Origin of the sequence: Pseudomonas segetis (assembly GCF_900188155.1) — a bacterium.
Classification (GTDB): Bacteria; Pseudomonadota; Gammaproteobacteria; order Pseudomonadales; family Pseudomonadaceae; genus Aquipseudomonas; species Aquipseudomonas segetis.
In genome coordinates this window covers 1-22,053 of record NZ_FZOG01000010.1, presented here as the reverse complement: position 1 = coordinate 22,053, position 22,053 = coordinate 1, and the positions used below count along the sequence as shown (strand labels likewise).

Here is a 22,053-nt window from a genome sequence, read left to right as displayed (position 1 = left end):
TGCGAGCTGTGGGCTTGAGCCTTGCTCCGGCACCCAGTTACTTCGCATTCGTAAGTTGTATCGGCGCTACTGGCACAAGCTTTAGATTTTTTTTCAAGGCGTTTCTAATTATTTTTTAAAACCTTATAAAACAAATAATTAGCTTAAAAAAACACCAGACAACCTACCGGCTTTGTAGGGAGGGCAACGCGAAGCTTGCCCGCCACGACACGAAGATCAACCGAATATTCGAGACTGCAAATGGCAGGTAAAAAAACGCCACCCACCCTGGTTGCAAGACACAGCAACTAACTGGATATCAATGGCCAACTTGATTCGTTGTATCAAAGCTTATTGAACAGATTCAGACTGCTGATCTTCACATAACTCTGCTGCGCCGCTTCAAGCACGATGGTCTGGAATGAAAGCCGTGACAACGCCTCTGCGTAATCCAGCTCACGCAAATCCGCCTGCACGCTTTTATTGACCAGAGTGACGTTCTCGTTATCGGTCTGGGTCGAGTCAATCACGTTAAGCCGCGCACCGATATTGCCACGCGCCTTGTCCACCGTGCCGATGCTGTTATCCAGGTTGGTCACCGCCAGTGCCACTGCATCACGAACTTCACGTCCATCGGGGGCGGTTTCAAGTGACTGGCGCAGGCTGGCGATGGTATCGAGAATACCGACGCTGTTTTGTGGCGGTGTTGCAGGGTTGGCGTCCGGCCCTTCAATGGTGAAACTGGACGATGCTGGCGGCGTGCCGTTGACGAAAAAAGTCGCCCCGGAAAAATGAATCTGGGTGTCATTTTCATCATCCAGGCGCCCGGTCGTTGTGGTGCCCGGTGCCGGCAATGTGGTGATGGTGTAATTAAGTGGGTCGGTTGCATCGAAGTCGAGCTGGATGCCACCTGCCGGGAAATTGGCAAAGGCAACGTCATCTTCAACCAGCAAGCCACTGATGCTGTTGGCTGGCGCCGCAGGCACCGAGTTGTCGGTCAGGCTCAGGCGACCGCCATTGACCACATCCTGGAAGACCGCCTTGCCGCTGTCGCTGATCGCCAGTTCCAGGGAGCTGGCGATCTGTACCTTACGCTGGCCGTCATCACCGGTGTAGGAATAGGTGCCGTCGGGGTTCTGCACAAAGGGCTGCGACTTGCCCTGAAAACCGGAAAACAGGTATTCGCCACGCGCATTGCGCGAGTTCATCAAGCCCAGCAGCTCATCCTCACGCTCACCCAGTTCAGCAGAGATTGACTGCCGGTCTTCCTTGCTCAAGGCACCATTACCGGCTGATAACGCCAGCTCGCGCACTCGCTGCAAAATGGTGTTGACCGAATTAAGCGTGCTCTCTTCCTGTGTCAGGCTGTTTTTAGCGGCCGTCAGGTTCGAGTTGTACTGGTTGAGCACGTTCTGCTGCTGCTCAAGTTGCAACAAGCGCACCGAGGCGACCGGGTCATCGGCTGGGGTGAGGATGCGGTTGCCGGTGCTGATCTGTTCCTGGGTGCGGGTCACGTTTGAATAGTTGCGTTGCAGCCCGGACACGCCATTGTTGAACGCTTGGATAGTGGAAATACGCATGTCAGGGCCTCATCAAACAATTGGCTCGGGCTGTTAGTAGCGCCAAGCCCACACCGAATTATCTAAACGCGCCGATCAGGGTATCGAACAAAGAGCGCGCAACTTGAATCACTTGTGCCGAGGCGTTGTAGTACTGCTCAAACTTGATCAGGTTGGCCGCCTCTTCATCCAGGCTTACGCCCGACAACGAGTCACGGTTGTCAGTCGCCTGCTTGAGGATGGAGCTGGTGGCGTCGCTGTCTTGTCGTGCCTGCGCCGTCAGCGTACCCACCCGCTCGACCAGGTCACCATAGCCATCGGTAAAACTCAGCCCGGTGGAGCCCGTGACGCTGGGGTCGATGCCAATGGTTTGCTTGTTCTGCAAATCCGCCAGTTTCAACGCGTTGCGGTTATCCGACACACCGCCACTATTAAAGTCGATGCTGAAGGTGTCGCCATTTTCCGGGCGACCGCTGACGCTGAACGTGACGACGTTGCCACCGCCCATATCCAGCTCGTAGGTATTCTTTTGTCCCGGCTGGAATGTGCCGCCGCCAACCAGGGTCAAGCCGGGCACTGGGGTGCCTGGTGGGTTTTCGAAGCCGCCAGCGCCGTTATAGATCAACCCGACGGGCAAGGCACCTTTGATCGCGGTCAAGTCAATGGGGCTGGAACCTGCACTGGTCAGATCAGGTTGTGAAATCGCACCGGTACCGCGATTGCTGCCAGTGATATTGCCATTGGCATCCAAGGCACCGTTGACCGCACGAACGGGTGCGGCAAAGCCAAGTTGATCCGCCTGGTCGAGCACAGTTGAAATAGACTCTGCGCCGCGACGGGTTGGCTGCAGCTCAAAGGTGTCCCCGGCAGCGGGAGCAGGAGTCCCGACCACGATCTGGAAGCCTTGATCCCGGCCGCCGCTGTCGGTGAAGCTCAAGGTGCCCGGTGGATTTTCGGTCACGGCCATGGCCTGGTTATCACTCAAGCGCCTGGCGGTGTAGTTGGTGCCGTCAAACTCCAGGCGATAATCGCTGGTGGTCAAAATCGAGGTGTCGGTGATATTCAGCAAAGGCTGGGCGTTGCTGGTATTGCTCCCATAGCTTTTCACCCGCAGCGCTGCCAGTTCCGGACTGTTGAAGTCACCAAACAGCGCCGATCCAACCTGCCCCTTGAGATCAACGCCCTCGCCCAGCTGCGTATTGATCTGGTCACTGACCGACAGTGCCAGCCGTCCGAGGGAGTTAAGCGTGGGGTCCAGGGTTTCGGATCGATAACGAATCAAGCCGCCCAGCTCGCCGCCACTCAGTTGAGTGGTAATGCCCTGACGAGAAGCACCACTGACAAACTCGATCTCAAGCCGGTTGGGATCGCCCTTGCCAGCAACGGCTTCCAGGCGACTGGCCGTATTGCCGACCACCAAAGGCTGGCCACTGCCGACGAAGACGTTCATCGAGTTGTCGTCTTGCGGCACAACGGTCACACCAACAAAGGTCGAAAGCTGGCGCACCGCTTCATCACGGGCGTCTAGCAGATCATTTGGCGCCTGGCCTGTAGCCGAGGCCTTGGCGATGGCATCGTTATAGCTGGCGATGGAACCGGCGAGGCGATTGACCTGATCGGTAACCGCAGACATCTGCTTATTGATGAAGCTGTTTTGCTCATTGATCCGGTCATAAACCGTATTGAAACGTCGACTCAGGCCTTCGGCCTGGGACAATACCAACTGACGGGCTGGCCCGTTGGATGGGTCTTCGGCAGCGGTTTGCAACGAGGAAAAGAAATCTTGCAGCGACGGCGTAATACCGGTGGTGGAACCCGCCAACAGCGAATCAAGCTGCTCAATCTGGCTTCTATAGGCTTCTACATCGCTGCTCAAGGCGGTACTGGTGCGCACCTGGGTCGTCAGAAACTCACTATAGGTGCGGCGAATATCAACCAGCGTGGTGCCTGAGCCAATAAACCCGGCGCCGCTGAACTGCGGCACACGGGTACCCTGCACCGCATCCTGGCGGGAGTAGCCCGGGGTATTGACGTTGGTGATGTTGTGTCCGGTCACTGACAACTGGGTCTTGTTCGACGACAGCCCAGACAAGCCGATATTAAGTAAGTCAGCCATTTTTCAGCTCATCCACGAGTTGGCGTCGTATCGACGGCGGCGACAGTTTGATAGACCGCCATCTTCCGGGCGATCTGCGAAATCTTGCGTGCGTATTGCGGGTCGGTGGCGTAACCGGCTCTCTGCAATTCCTTGACGAACTGTTCCGGGTTATCGGTGCTGTCCAAAGCCTTGTCGTATCGACCATTGGTTTGCAGGAAGCTGACGTAGTCCTCGAAGCTTTGCGCAAAGGAATCGTAGGAGCGGAACGAGGCTGCCTCTTTCACAGCCTTGCCGCCTTTGTATTCGGTGGTCATGACATGGGCAGACTCGCCACTCCAGCTGTTGTGGCTTTTAATGCCAAACAGGTTGTGACTGACGCTGCCGTCTTGCTGGCGGATAATTGACTTGCCCCAGCCGGTTTCCAGTGCGGCTTGAGCCACGAGGTAACGCGCTTCGACGCCGATCTTGGCTGCAGCTTTTTCAGCCATGGGCAGCATGGTTGCAATAAAGTCGGCGGGCGAAGTAAAGGCCGAGGCGCCTTTGCTTCCTTTCTGCGTCAAGCGCGCGCCAGTGATTGCATCGCTGCCGTTGATGCTCAGGCCTTTATCCCTGGGCGCGGCATGGGCGATGGCTGGAATCCAGTCGTTATTGGCCAGGGCCTGCACTGCGGCGGTGTCTGTTGTTGGCGTTATGCCGGCGAGCAAGCGATCCGCTAACTTTCCGGGCAATGAAAGACGTCGCCTGTTAATCAAGCTGGAGTCATCACGACTGCTATCGACCTGAGCCACGGGCTTGGCGATGGCATGGGTGCTGGCGACGGCACTCGCTGCTTCGCCACTGCTCGCGCGGGCCAAGGTGTTATCGGGCTGGGCGAACGGATTAGGCCGGTCACTGTGGCTTTTCATCTTGCTCATCTGGCGCGCCAAAACATCCGCCAGACCAATACCATTCTTGTTGTTGGACATGGTCACAGCCAATTGCTGGTCATACATGCCCTGATAGGTCTTACCCTCTTCGCTGTTCATGAAATTGCCTTCGCTAAAACCTTCGTTGGCCGAACGCATGGCTTTAAGCATTTCATTGAGAAACAGCGACTCGAACTCTTTGGCGACCTTGCCGATATTGGCTTCGCTGTCGCCACCGACTTTAAATTTATTGAGCCGGTTAAGGTCAGTGGCAGCGCCAGTATCCAATGTACTGGTGCCAGCGCCGGCAAATCCTGCGGAGAGTCGAGAGTCCATCGATCCGTCCCTTAAATAACGATCAAGTCAGCCTGCAAAGCGCCAGCTTGTTTCAGCGCTTCGAGGATGGCCATAAGGTCGGAAGGCGCAGCGCCAACCTGGTTAACCGCACGGACAATTTCATCCAGCGTGGTGCCTGGGCCAAAGCGGAACATCGGCTTGGCCTCCTGTGTTGCATCAACCCGTGAGCGAGGAACAACAGCCGTCTGCCCACCCGACAAGGCGCCCGGCTGGCTGACGATCGGGTCTTCAGTAATGGTCACGGTCAGGCTGCCATGAGTGACCGCCGCTGGCTGTACACGCACGTTCTGACCGATGACGATGGTGCCGGTGCGGGAGTTGATAATCACCTTGGCAACCGCCTGGCCTGCAACCACTTCAAGGTTCTCCAGGATCGACAGGTAATCAACGCGCTGGTTAGGGTCCAGCGGCGCACTGACTCGCACCGAGCCGGCATCGATTGCCTGGGCAACGCCAGGGCCAAGCAGCTCATTGATCTGGTCGACAATATGCTTGGCGGTGGTGAAGTCAGGACGATTGAGGTTGAGGGTCAGGCTATTGCCTTGATCAAAGCCACTTGGCACCGAACGTTCAACCGTGGCGCCAGAAGGAATTCGCCCCGCCGATGGAATATTGACGGTAATGCGCGAGCCATCGCCGCCTTCGGCATCGAAACCACCTACCACCAGGTTGCCCTGGGCGATGGCGTAGACATTGCCGTCGATCCCCTTGAGCGGCGCCATCAACAGGCTGCCGCCGCGCAGGCTCTTGGCGTTACCAATAGAGGACACGGTAACGTCAATGGTCTGGCCCGGCTTGGCAAATGCAGGCAGGTCGGCGTGAATCGAAACCGCAGCTACGTTCTTAAGCTGGACATTGCCACCCGCAGGGACCTTGATCCCGAATTGGGCAAGCATGTTGTTGAAGGTCTGCACGGTAAAGGGGGTTTGCGTGGTCTGGTCACCGCTGCCATTCAAGCCCACGACCAGGCCATAGCCGATCAACTGGTTGGTCCGCACACCCTGGATGCTGGCCAGGTCTTTCAGGCGTTCAGCCTGTGCCGCGGCACTTAACAGCAGCATCGAGAACAACACCAGGTATTTGCCTAAACGCATGTTTGCAGCCCTCAAAACGGGAACAGTGGGCTAAGGAAGAAGCGATCGAGCCAGCCAGGCTGACTGGCATCGGCAAAGGCGCCCGTTCCTGAATAGGTGATACGTGCGTCGGCGATACGGGTCGAGGAGACCGTGTTGTCGGTCGCCACATCATCGGCGCGGACCAGGCCGGCAATTCGTACCAGTTCATCACCGGTGTTGAGTGTCATCCACTTCTCGCCGCGTACCGAGAGGATGCCGTTGGGCAGCACTTCAGCGACAGTTACTGTCACCGAACCGGTCAGGCTGTTGCCCTGCGCGGCCTTGCTGTCGCCCTGGGTGTCCCGGTTCCCGCTGTATGAGGCACTCAGCGACAAGTCGTTATCAGAGAACGGGCTGGCAGCCGACACCGCCCCGCCGAACAAAGAGGTCAAGCCGAGGCTGGTTTTGCTGTCCTTGGAAATCTGCGAACCGGCGTTTTTGCTCGCCTGGGTTTTCTCGTTCAAGGTGATGGTGATGATGTCCCCCACCCGATACGCCTTGCGGTCGGTAAACAGGTTGTTGTCAAAGCCGGTTTGATAGATAGAACCATTGTTCTGCGCAGCAGGCAGCGGCGTGCGTGGCAGCACCGGCGAGTAATATGGATCGTTCGGTTTGGCGGCAGGCGCAACGCAACCACTTAGCAAGGTGGCGCACAACACTAAGGAAACAACAACTAGCCGATTCATGGATCCACCCTCGCGGTGTAACAATTAACGCAGAGGCCCGCTATAAGCCAGGCCAAAACCATCAAAGATTCTGAGTAATAAAGGACAACATCTGGTCAGCGGTCGAGATGACTTTCGAGTTCATCTCGTAGGCGCGTTGAGTGGTGATCATGTTCACCAGTTCTTCAACCACGCTGACGTTGGAGTTTTCCAAAGTGTTTTGCAGCGTCGTACCCAAGCCATTCAAACCAGGCGTTCCCACTTGTGGCGCACCGCTGGAAGCGGTCTCCAGAAACAGGTTGTTGCCGATAGCCTCAAGGCCAGCCGGATTGATAAAGTCGGCGGTCTGCAGGTTGCCAATGACTTGAGGCTGAGGATTGCCAGCGGTGGTTATCGAAACGGTGCCATCCTCGCCGACAGTAAAGGTTTTGACTTCGTTCGGCAGCACAATGGCCGGCTCCAGCGGAAAGCCATTGGAAGTCACCACCTGGCCATCGGAATCGAGGTGGAAGCTGCCGTCACGGGTATAGGAAACCGTGCCATCGGGCATCAATACCTGGAAGAAGCCACGGCCGTTCACCGCCAGATCCAGCGGCTGTTCGGTCGTCTGCAAGCTGCCCGCGGTGAAGATTTTCTGGGTGCCGACAATCCGCACACCGGTACCCAACTGCAAACCGGAAGGCAACTCGCTGTCCTGGCTTGACTGGCCGCCAGGCTGACGACGGATCTGATAAAGCAGGTCCTCGAATTCAGCGCGATCGCGCTTGAAGCCGGTGGTCGAAACGTTGGCCAGGTTGTTGGAAATAGTGGTCAGGTTCATGTCCTGGGCGGACAAACCGGTTTTGCTGACCCACAGTGCCGGAAGCATATTTGTTCTCCTCGGACGACGTATTCACGTCGCCACCTGCTGATAATTAGCTAAGTTGCAAAACCCGCGCCATCGCCGAGGCATTGTCTTCGGCAGTACGCATCATTTTTACTTGCAGCTCGAATTGGCGGGACAACGACATGATCGCGGTCATCTCTTCAACCGCATTGACGTTGCTCGATTCCAGAAAGCCAGACGTCAGGCGCACGCTTGCATCTGCGGGCTCAGCCTGGCCGCTCTTGAGACGCATCATGCCGTCTGCCCCCTTTACCAACTGCTTGGGGTCCGGGTTTACCAGCTTCAACCGATCCACCTCTGCCAGCACGTTGGGAGCTTCGCCCAGGGCGCGAATACTGATGGTGCCGTCCTGGCCGATATCGATCCCCTGCTCTGGCGGTACGGCGACCGGCCCGGCATTGCCCATAACCGGCAAACCATTGCCAGTGCGCAACACGCCCAGGGCATCGACATTCAGGCTTGCGGTACGTACATAGGCTTCACTGCCATCGGGAGCCTGCACGGCAAGCCAGCCATGACCACCAATGGCAACGTCCAGATCACGACCGGTTTCCTGCATGGAGCCCGGAGTAAAGTCGGTACCAGGACGCTCGCTCATGGCATACACGCGCGACGGATAGCTTTCGCCAAATGATGAAATCGCCCGCGCCTGTTCAAAGTCGCGACGAAAGCCGCTGGTTGAAATATTCGCCAGGTTGTTGGCGTGCGCGCGCTGGGCCAGGGTGTTGTTCTGGGCCCCGGTCATCGCGACGTAAAGCATTTTATCCATGGTAACTCTCCGAGATAGGCCTGCCGCCTTGTGCTCTGTACAGGCAATACTGCAAAGCCTGTGCCACTCTCGGGAAACAGATTTAAACCATTGATAAATATAGATTTTATAAAATAGAAAAGCTCCCAAAGGAGCTTTTCATTGCGGCGTTTGACGAGATGCCGTCGGCTAGACTTTGCCGCTCGCGGCAAAGTCAGGTCATACCTTGAATCAACGCAGGTTGATAATGGTCTGGGTCACCGCGCTCTCAGTCTCGATGGTTTTTGCGTTCGCCTGATAATTGCGTTGCGCAACAATCAAGTTCACCAGCTGGTCGGACAGCTCGACGTTAGAGTCTTCCAGCGCGCCCGATTGCAACGCCCCCAGGGTTCCGCTGTTTGGCGTGCCGATTACAGGCTCGCCCGATTCAAACGACTGCACCCATGCCGTCTTGCCCACCGGCGTCAGCCCTTGCATATTGGCAAAGTTGGCCAGCACCACTTGCCCCTGCACCTTGGATTGCCCATTGGTGTAGCGCGCGAAGATCACCCCGGTGTCGTCAATTTCAAGGCCTGCCAGCTCACCTGTGGTGTAGCCGTTCTGGTCAACGCTATTGACAGCAAACAAGCTCGAATACTGAGTGGTACCACGGAAGTCAAAGTTGACCCCGGTTGCACTCGCCGTTGCGCCGTTGCCACTCCAGACTGGCGGCGTACCGCCGTCGGATGCAGCCGGTACCCAGTTGGTCATGTTCAGGGTGCCATTGGCGGCAACGGTGAAATCCGTCGATGTCAGTGCCGAGGTGTCCAGCTGACCCGCGGCATTAAAGGTCAGGTTGGCCGAATACGGCGTGGTTGATGCCGGGTTCGCCGGGTTGCGCCCATCGACCAGCACATTCATCTGCCAGGTGTTGGCACCTGTCTTGATGAAGTACTGCGTGAAGGCATGGGAATTACCCTGCGAATCGAAGATGTTCACCGAAGTCGACGAGTTGAATGAGGTCGGATCATTAGGGTTAAACGGCGTTGTAGTCGGAACCTCGTTGGTCGAGTTCAGGTTGAACGGCTGAGTAATGGTGCTGGTCGCTTTTGGCGCCTGGCTGGCACTCTCGACTTTCAAGTCCGAAAGAACGCCATTTTGCAGATTACCGTTCGCATCTACCGCATAACCTTGCAGCTTGTAGCCAAAGTTATTGACGATATTACCAGCACGGTCAGTCCCGAAATAACCAGCACGGGTATAACTGATGTCACCGTTATTGCTGGTGCGGAAGAAACCATTGCCGTTGATCGCCAGGTCCAGCGAGTTCTGCGTGTAGTTGACGTTGCCCTGGTTGAACAGTTGCGACACATCACTGAGCAGTACCCCGCTGCCCTGCGCGTTCTTGCCGGAGCCAAGCACGGAGGCGGCATATACATCGGCAAACTCCGCACGCGACTGCTTGAAGCCCGCGGTGCCGGCGTTGGCGATGTTATTACCTGTAACGTTGAGGTCGCTGGTCGCTGCGCGCAGACCGCTAAGCCCGATATTGAACGCCATTGAAAACTCCTTTGCCGGAACAGCCGGCCATTAAATCGTGATGATTACTGACCAATTACCTGAACCTGCGAAAGCGGCACACTGCCCAGCCCCGCCAGGTTCAACATGAGTTCGCTACCGCCCAGGGTGACGCTGTCAACGTTGGCTGGAAGCAGGGTGTACAGCCCCTTGGTTTCACCGGCATAGGTGGCTTCAGCCTCAAAGGTGTAGGTGCCAGGCGGCAAGAGATTGCCGCTCGAATCCTTGCCATCCCAGATAAAACTGATGTTGCCTGCTTCCTGCTCACCCAGATTTACCCGGCCAACCACCGAGCCCGCACTGTCTTTGACATTGACGTAGACGTTGCTGCTGCTGGTCGGCAGAATCAGGCTGGCCTTGAAGCTTTCGCTGGTATCAACCACCGCACTGTCGGTCGGCACAATCACCTTGCGCCCAACCAGCGACGATGCCTGCAAGGCCTGCGAAGACTGATAACCCGACAGCAAGGTGTCGACACTACCGTTCAACTGCTGAATACCTTCTACCTGGCTGAACTGCGCCAACTGGGCGATGAACTCGCCGTTACCTTGCGGCTCCAGCGGGTTCTGGTTGTTCAATTGGGCGACCAACAGGTTCAAGAACTCGTCTTTACCCAGTTCTTTGTCGGTGCCGGTGCTGGGCGATTTAATCTGCAGTTGATCAAAGACCGAACTGCCAACGCCACTGGTGCTATCGACGCTCATTTAGCGTTCCTCATTGATGGCTTACTGACCCAGGGTCAGCACCTTCTGCAACATTTGTTTAGCGGTATTCATCATTTCAACGTTGGTCTGGAAAGCCCGGCTGGCGGAAATCATGTCAGCCATCTCTTCGACCACATTGACGTTGGGGTAATAGACGTAGCCGTTTTCATCGGCAGCCGGGTGGTTAGGCTCATAGCGCGGCATCAGCGAGCTCTGGTCCTCAACAATCCCCAGCACCTGGACACCGCTGCCTGCCGCATCCTGCTCGGCAAACAGCGAACCGCCGTCAGAACCCTGGGCCTGATTAAACATGGTGGCAAACACCGGGTGGCGAGCGCGGTAGGTCTGGTCAATGTTCGAAGACACCGACTCGGCGTTGGCGATGTTGCTGGAGATGGTATTAAGACGCGTGCTTTGCGCGCTCATGCCGGTCCCGGCAATATTGAATACACTGGCTAGTGACATGGCATCAGTCTCCGTTAATCGCCGCGCAGGGCGCTGATCAGCCCTTTGAACTTGCTATTGAGTAGGGTAAAGCTCGCCTGGAAGTCGACGGCGTTTTGCGCGTAATTGGACTGCTCAAGCTGGGTATCGACCGTGTTCTGATCCAGCGAAGGGCTCATCGGGATGCGATACTTGAGCTCGGCTTCTGCAGTGGCCATGCCTTCAGCGCTGATATGGTGTGCATTGGTGCGGTTCAGGGCAAAGGTACCGCCCTGGGCCTTGGCATTCTGCTCGGCAAGCACTGAGGCAAAATCCAGATCACGGGCCTTGTAGTTAGGCGTGTCTGCGTTAGCCATGTTGTTGGCCAACACTTCAGCACGCTGAGCGCGAAAGCCCAGTGCCTGTTGGTGAATGCCGAGTGCGCTTGCGAAGCTGATACTCATGGTTTGTGCCCTTGCCGTTTGCCGAAGCAGTTTTCTGTGCAAGCAACAAAGCAAACCCTGTGCCAATTAATTTAGTCGTTTAAATACAATGACTTACGAATTAATCTTTTGAATATCCAAGCACAAGCGGCAATGGTTTTCCGCTTGCGGCAATGACCCGGCCTGATCTTGGAAGCATGCTTGCCGCCCTGCACTGCCGGCGGCGAGGGTGCCGGAAAGACGGGCAATGAGCCAACATTGGCAATGAGGGAGCAGCGCCGAAACCGGTTCAGCGCTGTGGGAATATCAGCTAAAGAACTTGCGCATGGAGCGCGACAACCAGCCACTGGGCTGCCGGTCCTGGGTGATTCGATTCATGTTGTCGATAACGACCTTGGCGTAGGCCGCATCATCATTGCGGATGTGGTTGAACAGCCAACGCGACAACAGGTTGATCAATTCGTGGGTGATATCTTCACCGGCCTTGAAGCGCATGTTGTACTCGTTGACCTTGCCGATAAAGACTTCATGGACGCGCTTGTGCGGGCGGGTAAAACTGTAGCCGGACTCTTCAAGCAGCGACTCTTCGAACGCAAAATGCGAAAGCGTGTAGTCAACTAGGTCATTGAGCACATGCCCCACCTCATCGCGATTACGCCCCTCCTGCTGCGCCACAATCAGCAGGTTGATCATGGTGACAATACGCCGGTGCTGGTTATCGATGACCTCTATACCGGTATTGAGGTCGTTTTGCCAAACAAGTAATTCCATAGCCCTGTCCTGATAGCACTCACTCGAGTGCCGGGCACTTTATCGACAGCAGGTGCCGCAAGGACTGACTTGAATCAAGGCATTGAACATTGCGACCAACGCCGACCCTATTTGACCTTGTAGATAATGCCCGGGCTGCACTGCACCATCTGATACAGATCAGGCAGAGCATTGAGCGCCTCGGAGGCGCCCAGAAACAAGTAGCCGCCCGGCTTCAAGGTCGCATGAATGCGGGTGAGGATGTCCTTCTTCACTTCTGCTGAAAAATAGATCAATACGTTGCGGCAGAACACCACATCAAACTTACCCAGGCCGGCAAAGCTCTCCAGCAGGTTCAGCGGGCGAAACTCAACACGACTCCTGATCGGCGCCTTGACCGCCCAGCGCCCCGGCGCCTTGGGTTCAAAGTAGCGCTGCAAACGCTCCTGCGACAGGCCGCGGCCGATGGCCAGGCTGTCGTACTCACCTGACTTGCAGTTAGCCAACATGGTCGGCGACAGATCTGTTGCAACGATTTGTGCACCACCGCGCAACTGGCCGATATTGCTTTTCTCGAACTCATCAATGGTCATCGACAGCGAATAGGGTTCCTGCCCGGATGAGCAGGCGGCTGACCAGATTCGCAGGCGCTGGCCCCCATTGGCCTTGAGCAACTCCGGCAAGACGCGCTTTTTCATCACCTCAAAGGGATAGGTATCGCGGAACCACAGGGTTTCATTGGTGGTCATGGCATCGACCACCTGTTCACGCAAACCACTACGCGGCATGGCCTGCATACGCTGCACCAGTTCGCCGAGACTCTTGATGTTGTTCTGTTCCATCAGCTTGTTGAGTCGACTTGAAACCAGGTACTGCTTATTGGTGCCCAGCAAAATTCCACAGGCTTTTTCGAGGAAGCTCCGGAACTGTTCAAAATCCAAATTTCCTGACGACACTCGTTTTGCCCCGCAAAATATTAGTGTTGATTAGTGAGACGCCCGGTCAATATAAACCAATCTACGCGGGCCTCTGATGCACCATCACCAGCTGAAGGCACAGACATCACCCAACCGCTGGTCGCTTTGGCTGGCAGCTTACTGGCCCTGATCCACCTTATTGATGCGTTCGACCACTCTTGAGGCTAAATCATCGGGCCGGAACTTGGCGAGAAAATCATCGGCCCCTACTTTCTTGACCATCGCCTGGTTGAAGACCCCCGACAACGAAGTGTGCAACAACAAATGCACGCCCTCCATCCGCGCATCACTGCGAATCGCCGTGGTCAGTGTGTAGCCGTCCATTTCTGGCATTTCGATATCGGAAATTATCATCAGCAGCTCATCCGCCGGACGCTTGCCTTCATCGGCCATTTTGCGCAAATAGTCCAAGGCCTCACGACCATCGTTAAGCGCAGTGACTTCCACACCAACAGTTTGCAGGCAACGCGATACCTGCTTACGCGCCACAGACGAGTCATCAACAATCAACACATGCTGCTTGACCGCCTTGACATGGGTTGCGGCGTCGACAACGCCCTCAGAAATCGCTTCGGAGGTTGGTGACACCTCAGCCAGTACTTTTTCCACATCGATGATTTCGACCATCTGTTGATCGAGATGGGTCACCGCCGTCAGGTAATGGTCGCGGCCTGTGCCTTTAGGCGGTGGCAGGATCTCCTCCCAGTTCATGTTGACGATGCGCTCAACCGCACTGACCAAGAAACCCTGGGTCTTGGTGTTGTACTCGGTGATGATTACAAAGCTGTTTTTCAGATCAGCCAGCGGTTTGCACCCTGTCGCTAGCGACAGGTCAATAATCGGGATGGTTCCACCGCGAATATTGGCAACCCCACGCACCACGGAATTGGATTTGGGCATTACGGTCAGGCGCGGACACTGCAGTACCTCTTTGACCTTGAACACATTGATTCCGTACAGCTGCCTGCCCTCAAGGCGAAACAACAGCAGCTCCAAACGATTTTGTCCGACTAACTGGGTGCGTTGATTCACCGAGTCCATGACACTAGCCATGCCCACACTCCTTAAAAAATGCGCCCGTAGAACTGAGGTTAGCAGGCGGCACGGGCCTTGCACGCTAATCAATATGACCGTAAAAACGACGTTATCCCGACAGACCTTGGCAAAAAGCTACCAACTGGTAATGGCTTTACTGATGCCCGTGACCATCGGTTTCAGCCCAATGGCTGCGGCAACTTCAACCCTGCCTGACCAGCTTATCGGCGCCGCCCAGACTTTTCTTGAGGTCGCGGTGGTCGACTATTTGCAGCGCAGCGATATCAGTGGCCGCCATGAGATTGAAATCAACCGCCTTGACCCAAGGTTGCGACTGCCGGTGTGCGACAAGGATTTGACAACCACCCTGGAAAGCCCTGCCGAACCTATTGGCCGCGTTACACTGCGGGTGCGCTGCGACGGCTCATCGCCCTGGACTATTTTTGTCCCGGCACAGGTTCGCCTGTACCGCGAGGTGGTCACGGCAACACGGCCGTTGAAACGCGCCAGCGTGATCGGCGAATATGACGTTACGCTGGCGGAACGAGATGTCGGCCTGCTCAACCACGGCTACCTGACCTCGGTCCAGCAGGCAATTGGCAAGAAACTGACGCGTCCGGTTCGGCCCGACCAGGAACTGACCCCGGTCTATGTGGAGCAAGCTGAAGTTATCCGGCGTGGCGACCAGGTCGTGATCAGCGCGAAAACCGGTACGATTAACGTGAGAATGCCGGGCGAAGCCTTGTCAGACGGGGCCTTGGGCAGACAGATCAACGTTCGCAACCAACGCTCGCAACGTATTATCAAGGCCAGGGTAACGGGTCCGGGACAAGTCGAAGTGGCAATGTAGGCATGATTCTTGATTGTTCTTGCCAAGACGTTTTCTTACACTGTGCTGCGTGCGATTACGGTGGAGTATTTCAGAACTTATAGCCACCTTTGTGCCTCAAAAGATTCCCGCAACGGAATCCACAGCGAAAGTTCTGTTGAATATCAGCCATACTGGACCAGACCCATATTTTTAATTAAGAGTCGCTAAAGTTTTTGCATGCACAGCCGATAGGCAGGTAAGCGTCCAGACAAATCAGAGGTTTACGATCATGGTCATCGACTTCAATCGACCAAGCAACGCACCTACCCCGGCGAACTCCGGGCGGACCAGCGGCGCCCAGTCAGGTGTTCGCCCGGATGAGAAGACATCCAGCTCGACAACCGCGAGCAACACCAAGGCCGAGTCGAGCAAGAGCGGTGAGACAGTGCATTTGAGCCAAGAAGCTCAGCAACTGCAGAGCATTGGTGACAAACTTAGCGAACTGCCAACCGTGGATAAAGAACGCGTTGCCCAGATCAAGCAGGCAATTGCTGACGGCACCTATAAAGTCGATGCCCAGCGCACAGCCAGCAAACTGATTAACTTCGAGTCCCAGCGCTAAGCCTAATGCCTGTTTTGCCAGGCACTGGCTGCGGCGCTGGAATGTTGGACGCCTAACTTCCAAGAGCCTACGATGCAAGACGCCTCAATGCTTCAGCTGTTCAACGACGATATCGGCATCAGCGAGCAATTGCTTGAACTGATCGACAGCGAGCATCAAGCGTTGGGCGAGCGCGACCTCGACAGCCTGCAACAGATCCTCAACGCCAAGCAACCTTTGCTCAGCCAACTCGGCCAGCACGCCCAAAACCGCGCGCAACTGTTGCAAAGCCTGCAACTAAGCGCCGATCTTGAAGGCTTGCAGGCACTTGCAGCCAGCAGCCCCCTGGGCGCCGAACTGCTCAAGCAAAGCAGCAGGTTGACCCAACTGCTGGAGCGCTGCCAAACCGGTAACCTGCGCAACGGACGCTTGATCCGCTCAAGCCAGACGTCAACGCGCAGCATGCTCAGCATCCTCAATGGCAATGAAACACCAAGCCTTTACGACAGTAGCGGCAGCGCCTCGCGCGGTGTTAATCAGCGCCCTCTGAGCCAAGCTTAAAATCTCAGCACATAGCGTGCATACGATGTCATTTTGACAGTATGCTAGCGCCATAAAAATCAGTTTGGATTTGGAGTAGACAGGACTGTGTCCAGCCCTTTTGCCGAGGAAGACGGCCCACAACCGCCAAGAGTGCTAAAAGCACCAATGGAGATCGCAGCCACATTGCGTCAACTTCAACAGAACCATGACCCGCTGGTGATTAGCTTCCACGAAAGAAACCAGCGTTTTCAAAGCTTCCTGATTGAAGTTGACCCCGATAAAGGACGGTTGATTTTCGACGAACTAGTCCCGAATGACGGTGAGCGTTTTCTAAAGAATGCCGAGCCCTTCAGTGTTGAGTCATCGCGCGAAGGCGTGCGCGTTGCCTGGCAATGTGACGACTCCGCCCAGATTAGCGAACACGACGGGCTACGCTGTTATTTCTGCGCCATGCCATCCGAGGTTCTCTACCATCAACGCCGCAGTGCATTTCGCGCGACATTGAAGCTTGGCGAACTGGTCGCCATCAGCCTCAAGGGCGAGAAGCTGGCAAAACCCTTGAGCGGGCAAATGCTGGATATTTCGGCCACAGGCTGCAAGATCCGCATCGCAGGCGATGTCAGCCAGAGCCTCAAGCCCGGCATGATCTATGAAGAGCTGGTTGCCCAATTACCCTTTGGCGCAATGACGGCCCCCATCGAGCTACGCCATGTGCACTATAACGAGAAGCTCGACACCAGCATGCTTGGTGTACGCTTTTACCGCATGAGCGGGCTGGTTCAGCGCCAGGTTGAACGCTTTGTCTATCAGCTGCAGCGCGAAGCCAAGCGCCTTGAAAGCGACACTTTTCTCTAGGGCTTCTTTGCCACCGGCAAAGACCTCCTAGCGCAGGTGCATGCCCAGAGAAGCCAAGCGACGCAGATCCTCAGGGCGATCGACATCCCAAAGCACCGGCAATAGCTCATAGCGCCAGTCCAGCTCAGCCAGGCGCGCTTGCGTCAGGCTGAGTACCTGCTCTGTTCCCCAAGGCATATCGCTGAACAGGTGCGAATCATTCTGACGCAGCCCGATAAGCACGTAACCACCATCCTCGGCCGGACCCAGCACAGCGCGAGAATCAACCAAGGCGGCACGTGCTTGCGCCAGGTAATCGAGATCAATTGCCGGGCAATCGTTACCGATCAACATCACAGCATCGCTTTCAACCAGGCCCAGGGCGGCAATACAGCGCATGCGCTCACCGAGATCACCTGCGGGCTGCTCGACAACCGTCCACCCCTGTTGCTCGGCCAATGCTTGCAACTCGGCATCCGGACCATCGTCCAGCCAGAGAAAACGCTGAGAGAAGCCGTCAGCTGAAACACTCAATGTATGTTCGACCAGGCGCCGCTGTAGATCACAAGCCCCCTCGGGGCCGAGCGCCGGGATCAGCCGGGTCTTGACCCGACCAGGGCGCGGTGCCCGCGCCAGCATATGCAAGGAAATCGCTAAACTCATATCCGTGGCCCTCGCTGATAGTCGCGTGCCAGTGACTCCGGACTCACGCCAAGATAATACGCCAGCCTTAGACGCCACATTAATACTACGGTGCGCAGGATGCCATTGTGCTCCCAACGCCGACTGGACGTCAGCAAAGCCGGGCGCAAGCACCTTGGCCGGGCAAGCACCTTGAGCCGGGTACTAAGCTCAACATCCTCCATCAGCGCAATATCGGCGTAGCCGTTGAGCGACTCAAAGGTCTTGCGCGCGACAAAGATTGCCTGGTCGCCCGTGGCAATAGCGCTTACCCGCGAACGCAGGTTGATCATTGCGCCAATCAAGCGCAGCAGCAGGCCCGGCCCGGACAGGCGCACATCGAAACGACCCCAGATTGGCTGCTCAAGCAAGGTGTCGAGCAAGCTTTGGATAGATCCCGGATCGACCCGTGTATCGGCGTGGACAAACCACAGATAATCACCATGCGCAGCCGCCGCTCCGGCATTCATCTGCTGCGCCCGTCCAGGCTTGCTCGACAGCAATTGGTCGACAAATGGCCTCGCGACCTCACAAGTGGCATCTTCGCTGGCGCCATCGACCAGGATGATCTCGGCCCCTGCCGCGTGCAAGGCACTCAGGTCGCGCAATAACAACGGCAAGGCTTGGGCCTCGTTACGCGCCGGGATGATGACGCTGAGTAACGGCCTCACGCATCGCCATCCTTGTGTTTTGCAGGCCCTGACTGCTCTGGCTCTGGCTCTGGCGCATCGCCCATCTCCTGTGCGCCATCGGTGTAGGCCACAGTATCCAGGTCGGCATCAGCTGCAACGGCTGCAGCAGCCACCGCCGAAGCCGTGACCACCGCAGCAGCAATAGTCGCCAGCTCAGCATCCGCAACACTTGCATCCACTGCGGCTTGCGCATTGGCCTGTTCATCTTCGCAGTCCGCATCATGCTCGTCGCACATTTGCTCTTGCACGTACTGCTCTTCGTTACGCGGGTCAAGCGCGGCCACCAGCGGCGAGCTGGCCATGCCTTCAGGCATGGCAATGTGATGCAGCGGCGCTTCATCAACCTGATGCACATGCGTAACCTTGGCAGTCCGTACAAAGCCGACCAACACCAGGCCGCTTAACACGGTGAATGCATAAAGCATGTTGGCCCCGAGAAAGCGCATCAGGAAACCAACCAGCATCGGTCCTACTGCCGCCCCTACCCCGAAAACCACCAACAGCATTACGGTCAGCGACACCCGGCGCTCACTCTCGACGTGGTCATTGGCAAAAGCCACAGCCAAAGGGTAAAGGCTGAACAACATAATGCTCACCGCAAAGCCGCACGCAAACAGCAACTCGACTGGCGCGTCCTGGAGCACGGCAAGGGGCAGCGCTATTATGCTGAGCAGCCCTGCGCAACCACGAATCAACTTGACCCGGTCAGCCCGGTCAGACAGCCACCCCAGCGGGACCTGAGCCAGCAAGCCAGCCAGAATGCAGCAACCCATGAACAAACCAACCTGCTCGGTACTCAAGCCCATACGCGACCCATACAGCGGCCCCAAGCCATAAAAGGAACCGATCAACAAGCCCGCGACACCAATTGTCAGCAATGACAAGGGCACTCGCTTGAGAAAGAAGCGCATTTCCAAAGGCGCGGGATGCAGCGGCGCCGGGTGGAGCTTGCGAGTCAGCGCCACCGGCACCAGGCACAAGGCAAAGCACAGGGCGACCATCATCAGCAGTTCGACACTGAGTTCAGGATGCACAACCAGCACCAGCTGACCCAGAATCAAGCCCAGATAGGAGGCCCCCATATAGCCCGCGAATACCTTGCCGCGCTGGCTTGGACCCGCCTGCTCGTTCAGCCAGCTCTCGATCACCATGTATTGGCACATCATGCACAAACCAACGACCAGTCGCAGCACCAGCCAGACAGGCAACAAGGCGGTCATGCCATGAACCAGCACTGCCGCAGTGACAATACCGGCACAGGCAACATAGGCGCGGATGTGGCCAACCCGGGCAATCAGCCGGTGACCTAGCTTGCCACCAAGGACCAGGCCCAGGTAGTTCGCGGTCATCAATGCACCGACCCAAAGCCCATCGGCAGTCTCGGCAAGGCGCAAGCCTAGATAGGTACTGAGCAAGCCCGAACCGAGCAACATCAGCAAAGTAGCAAAATACAGCGAACTAAATGACTTGAAGATCATCGTCATGGGCAGTGCAACTCTCCTGGAACACCTCGCCGACCCTGGTGATCGACGTAAGACTCCAAAATAAAATGTCGCCGCTCTTTTACCAGGCGACGATCAGGCTGAACCAATGCATGCCACCGCCTGCAAACGCGACTGCACGGCGGGGCTTCACACGAACTGTTGAGATGCATCAATTAGATGCCAAGTAACGTCAAGGTCATCGCTTGGCGACAGCCCTACGTTTAGAGAACTCAATGCAGCAAATGTTGCACGAGAGGATGAGTCTTTATTGTTAAAACTCCAGCATAGGCTGGAGTTTTAAGCACTGCCAATAAAACCAGTAGCGCCTGGAGCCCTAGTGTATTACGCCTCAGGCGTGGGCCGCCAGAACGCGTCGCTCCCAAGGCGTAATCTCATCGAAGAAACTCGTCAGCTCCATCGATTTGGTCGCGATATAGCCTTCCACAAACTCGGCACCAAACAACTCGACCGCCACCGAGCTCGCACGCAGCTTTTCAATGGCTGCATGCATGGTGCATGGCAGAATCAATTCTTGCGGCACTTCAAAGTCACCCTGAATCGGCTCGCTCGGCTGCAACTCATGCTCAATACCGTATAAGCCAGCGGCCAAGCTGGCCGCCAACGCCAGGTATGGGTTGGCGTCGGCGCCTGGCAAGCGGTTTTCGACCCGACGCGCAACTGGGGAGCTCGCCGGAATACGCAAGCCTGCCGCACGGTTGTCTTCCGACCAACAGGCGTTGTTTGGCGAAGCGTAGGGATGGCAGAGGCGTTGGTAGGAGTTGACATGTGGCGCGAACAACAGCGTGAAGTCAGCCAGCAATGCCTGCTGCCCACCAATGAAGTTGTAGAAGGCAGCGGTTGCCTGGCCATCTGCGCCAGTGAAGATATTCTTGCCACTGCCCTGCTCCACCACGCTTTGATGGATATGCATCGAACTACCAGGCGTGTGTGCCAGGGGTTTTGCCATGCACACCACGGTCAAGCCATGCTTGAGTGCAACTTCCTTGAGCATGTGCTTGAACATGAACGTCTGGTCCGCCAACAACAGTGGATCACCATGCAACAGGTTGATCTCAAACTGGCTGACACCCATCTCGTGCATAAAGGTATCGCGCGGCAGGCCCAAAGCCTCCATGCATTTATACACTTCGCTGAAAAACGGCCGCAGGCCATTGTTGGAACTCACACTGAACGCAGAGCATCCGTCCTCGCGGCGCCCATCCAAGCCAACTGGTGGCTTGAATGCCTGCATCGGATCGGTATTGGGTGCAAAGACAAAGAACTCAAGCTCGGTTGCAACAACTGGCTGCCAACCATGTGCGGCATAGCGGGCAATGACTTGCTTGAGCAGGCCGCGCGTCGAGAGGCCAGAACTCTGCCCGTCAAACTCATCAGCATCACAAATGGCCAGCGCACGCGGCGACTCACTCCAGGGTAAGCGGTGTATCTGCGTTGGCTCTGCAACCAGCGCCAGGTCACTGTCATCACTGCCGTAGAACTTCGCCTCGGGGTAGCCGCCCATCATGCATTGCAGCAGTACTCCCCGCGCCAACTGCAAGCGGCGCCCCTCAAGAAAGCCTGCTGCCGTCATCACCTTGCCGCGCGGCACACCATTGAGATCAGGGGTCACACATTCAATTTCATCAACCCCGCGAAGTAACTCTTGCAGCTCTGGACGACCTGTACTGCTCATATTGCTTTCCTTGTTATAGGCATTGGCCGTCTACGACGGCTAGGCGCACAAAATAAGCATCACCTGTTCAAAATATCAAGCATCGGAAGAGGGCAAAACCTCTGAAAATTTAGATAGCTTGCTATTACATCAAATTAGTCGATTTTATAGATCTAGACTAACAGCCCCATAGAAAGCCTTTAAACCACCCTTAAAAACCGCAAAAAACACATAAATATCGATATAAATCATGCACTTAATTCAACTATTAAGCATGTCGATATATACCATTCGCAGCGTCAACTTTTTAATCGATTTTTTGCGAGTAACATTGAATCCATACCCACTTACCGCCCTATGCAAGGAGCAACACATGAAAAAGCAAATTCTCGCCAGCCTGATCCTGGTCACCCTGTCCGCTAGCGCTTTCGCACTCCCTGAAGCGGCTCAACAGTCAATCAATGTCACACCAATCGCTGCAGACGGTGCTGATCGCACTGGTGCTAACCGCGTTGCCGAAGATGGCTTCGACCG

22 protein-coding genes are annotated in these 22,053 nt (G+C 56.1%); 4 read left to right on the top strand and 18 right to left on the bottom strand.

The genetic code is table 11. The features are described 5' to 3' along the window. Positions 1-323 precede the first annotated feature (323 nt). The 14 genes from flgL to CHB79_RS21150 form a co-directional block, all read right to left on the bottom strand. Positions 324-1,559 carry a flagellar hook-associated protein FlgL gene (gene flgL, locus CHB79_RS21215; RefSeq protein WP_010482873.1) on the bottom strand — a complete coding sequence of 412 codons (1,236 nt, stop codon included), beginning with the start codon at positions 1,557-1,559 and terminating at the stop codon, positions 324-326. Between the two features lie 58 nt (positions 1,560-1,617). Next, positions 1,618-3,654, bottom strand: coding sequence for a flagellar hook-associated protein FlgK (gene flgK / locus CHB79_RS21210; protein WP_089361372.1), 2,037 nt, complete (start codon positions 3,652-3,654; stop codon positions 1,618-1,620). Positions 3,655-3,662: 8 nt separating this feature from the next. Then, on the bottom strand, positions 3,663-4,877 hold the full coding sequence (gene flgJ, locus CHB79_RS21205; RefSeq protein ID WP_089361371.1) for a flagellar assembly peptidoglycan hydrolase FlgJ: 1,215 nt from the start codon (positions 4,875-4,877) through the stop codon (positions 3,663-3,665). Positions 4,878-4,888: 11 nt separating this feature from the next. Further along, positions 4,889-5,992 carry a flagellar basal body P-ring protein FlgI gene (locus tag CHB79_RS21200; RefSeq protein WP_010482868.1) on the bottom strand — a complete coding sequence of 368 codons (1,104 nt, stop codon included), beginning with the start codon at positions 5,990-5,992 and terminating at the stop codon, positions 4,889-4,891. Positions 5,993-6,003: 11 nt separating this feature from the next. Then, positions 6,004-6,699, bottom strand: coding sequence for a flagellar basal body L-ring protein FlgH (gene flgH / locus CHB79_RS21195; protein WP_029529287.1), 696 nt, complete (start codon positions 6,697-6,699; stop codon positions 6,004-6,006). Positions 6,700-6,760: 61 nt separating this feature from the next. Next, a complete protein-coding gene (gene flgG / locus CHB79_RS21190) occupies positions 6,761-7,546 on the bottom strand; it encodes a flagellar basal-body rod protein FlgG (protein WP_010482864.1) in 786 nt (261 codons plus the stop codon). Between the two features lie 46 nt (positions 7,547-7,592). Next, positions 7,593-8,333, bottom strand: coding sequence for a flagellar basal body rod protein FlgF (locus CHB79_RS21185; protein WP_010482862.1), 741 nt, complete (start codon positions 8,331-8,333; stop codon positions 7,593-7,595). 210 nt (positions 8,334-8,543) lie between these two features. Continuing rightward, on the bottom strand, positions 8,544-9,851 hold the full coding sequence (gene flgE, locus CHB79_RS21180; protein WP_089361370.1) for a flagellar hook protein FlgE: 1,308 nt from the start codon (positions 9,849-9,851) through the stop codon (positions 8,544-8,546). 44 nt (positions 9,852-9,895) lie between these two features. Further along, the gene (gene flgD, locus CHB79_RS21175; protein WP_089361369.1) at positions 9,896-10,573 is read right to left on the bottom strand and encodes a flagellar hook assembly protein FlgD; all 678 of its coding nucleotides are present in this window, start codon (positions 10,571-10,573) and stop codon (positions 9,896-9,898) included. Between the two features lie 21 nt (positions 10,574-10,594). Further along, complete coding sequence (gene flgC / locus CHB79_RS21170) at positions 10,595-11,038, bottom strand: flagellar basal body rod protein FlgC (RefSeq protein WP_089361368.1); 444 nt, start codon at positions 11,036-11,038, stop codon at positions 10,595-10,597. A gap of 14 nt (positions 11,039-11,052) precedes the next feature. Further along, entirely contained in the window at positions 11,053-11,460 is a 408-nt protein-coding gene (flgB, locus tag CHB79_RS21165) for a flagellar basal body rod protein FlgB (protein WP_010482854.1), read from the bottom strand. A 285-nt stretch (positions 11,461-11,745) separates the two neighbouring features. Beyond that, positions 11,746-12,210: a bacteriohemerythrin gene (locus tag CHB79_RS21160; protein ID WP_089361367.1), complete on the bottom strand. Its 465-nt coding sequence runs from the start codon at positions 12,208-12,210 to the stop codon at positions 11,746-11,748. A gap of 107 nt (positions 12,211-12,317) precedes the next feature. Then, positions 12,318-13,145 carry a protein-glutamate O-methyltransferase CheR gene (cheR, locus tag CHB79_RS21155; RefSeq protein WP_010482851.1) on the bottom strand — a complete coding sequence of 276 codons (828 nt, stop codon included), beginning with the start codon at positions 13,143-13,145 and terminating at the stop codon, positions 12,318-12,320. Positions 13,146-13,283: 138 nt separating this feature from the next. Continuing rightward, a complete protein-coding gene (locus CHB79_RS21150) occupies positions 13,284-14,219 on the bottom strand; it encodes a chemotaxis protein CheV (RefSeq protein ID WP_010482848.1) in 936 nt (311 codons plus the stop codon). Between the two features lie 73 nt (positions 14,220-14,292). On the opposite strand from CHB79_RS21150, the gene flgA reads away from it, so the two are divergent. The 4 genes from flgA to CHB79_RS21130 all read left to right on the top strand — a co-directional run bounded on the left by flgA (position 14,293) and on the right by CHB79_RS21130 (position 17,011). Then, positions 14,293-15,051, top strand: coding sequence for a flagellar basal body P-ring formation chaperone FlgA (flgA, locus tag CHB79_RS21145; protein WP_089361366.1), 759 nt, complete (start codon positions 14,293-14,295; stop codon positions 15,049-15,051). Positions 15,052-15,301: 250 nt separating this feature from the next. Beyond that, positions 15,302-15,634: a flagellar biosynthesis anti-sigma factor FlgM gene (gene flgM / locus CHB79_RS21140; RefSeq protein ID WP_010482845.1), complete on the top strand. Its 333-nt coding sequence runs from the start codon at positions 15,302-15,304 to the stop codon at positions 15,632-15,634. 72 nt (positions 15,635-15,706) lie between these two features. Beyond that, complete coding sequence (locus CHB79_RS21135) at positions 15,707-16,174, top strand: flagella synthesis protein FlgN (protein WP_089361365.1); 468 nt, start codon at positions 15,707-15,709, stop codon at positions 16,172-16,174. An 87-nt stretch (positions 16,175-16,261) separates the two neighbouring features. Next, the gene (locus CHB79_RS21130) at positions 16,262-17,011 is read left to right on the top strand and encodes a flagellar brake protein (protein WP_010482841.1); all 750 of its coding nucleotides are present in this window, start codon (positions 16,262-16,264) and stop codon (positions 17,009-17,011) included. A gap of 27 nt (positions 17,012-17,038) precedes the next feature. On the opposite strand, the gene CHB79_RS21125 is transcribed toward CHB79_RS21130, so the two are convergent. The 4 genes from CHB79_RS21125 to CHB79_RS21110 form a co-directional block, all read right to left on the bottom strand. Further along, positions 17,039-17,653, bottom strand: a complete 615-nt coding sequence (locus tag CHB79_RS21125; RefSeq protein WP_029529285.1) for a TIGR04282 family arsenosugar biosynthesis glycosyltransferase — start codon at positions 17,651-17,653, stop codon at positions 17,039-17,041. Continuing rightward, the gene (locus CHB79_RS21120) at positions 17,650-18,342 is read right to left on the bottom strand and encodes a TIGR04283 family arsenosugar biosynthesis glycosyltransferase (RefSeq protein ID WP_089361364.1); all 693 of its coding nucleotides are present in this window, start codon (positions 18,340-18,342) and stop codon (positions 17,650-17,652) included. The genes CHB79_RS21125 and CHB79_RS21120 overlap by 4 nt, the downstream gene beginning before the upstream one ends. Continuing rightward, positions 18,339-19,847 carry an MFS transporter gene (locus CHB79_RS21115; protein WP_089361363.1) on the bottom strand — a complete coding sequence of 503 codons (1,509 nt, stop codon included), beginning with the start codon at positions 19,845-19,847 and terminating at the stop codon, positions 18,339-18,341. The genes CHB79_RS21120 and CHB79_RS21115 overlap by 4 nt, the downstream gene beginning before the upstream one ends. 349 nt (positions 19,848-20,196) lie before the next feature. Continuing rightward, the gene (locus CHB79_RS21110) at positions 20,197-21,438 is read right to left on the bottom strand and encodes a glutamine synthetase family protein (RefSeq protein ID WP_176443249.1); all 1,242 of its coding nucleotides are present in this window, start codon (positions 21,436-21,438) and stop codon (positions 20,197-20,199) included. Between the last annotated feature and the right edge of the window lie 615 nt (positions 21,439-22,053).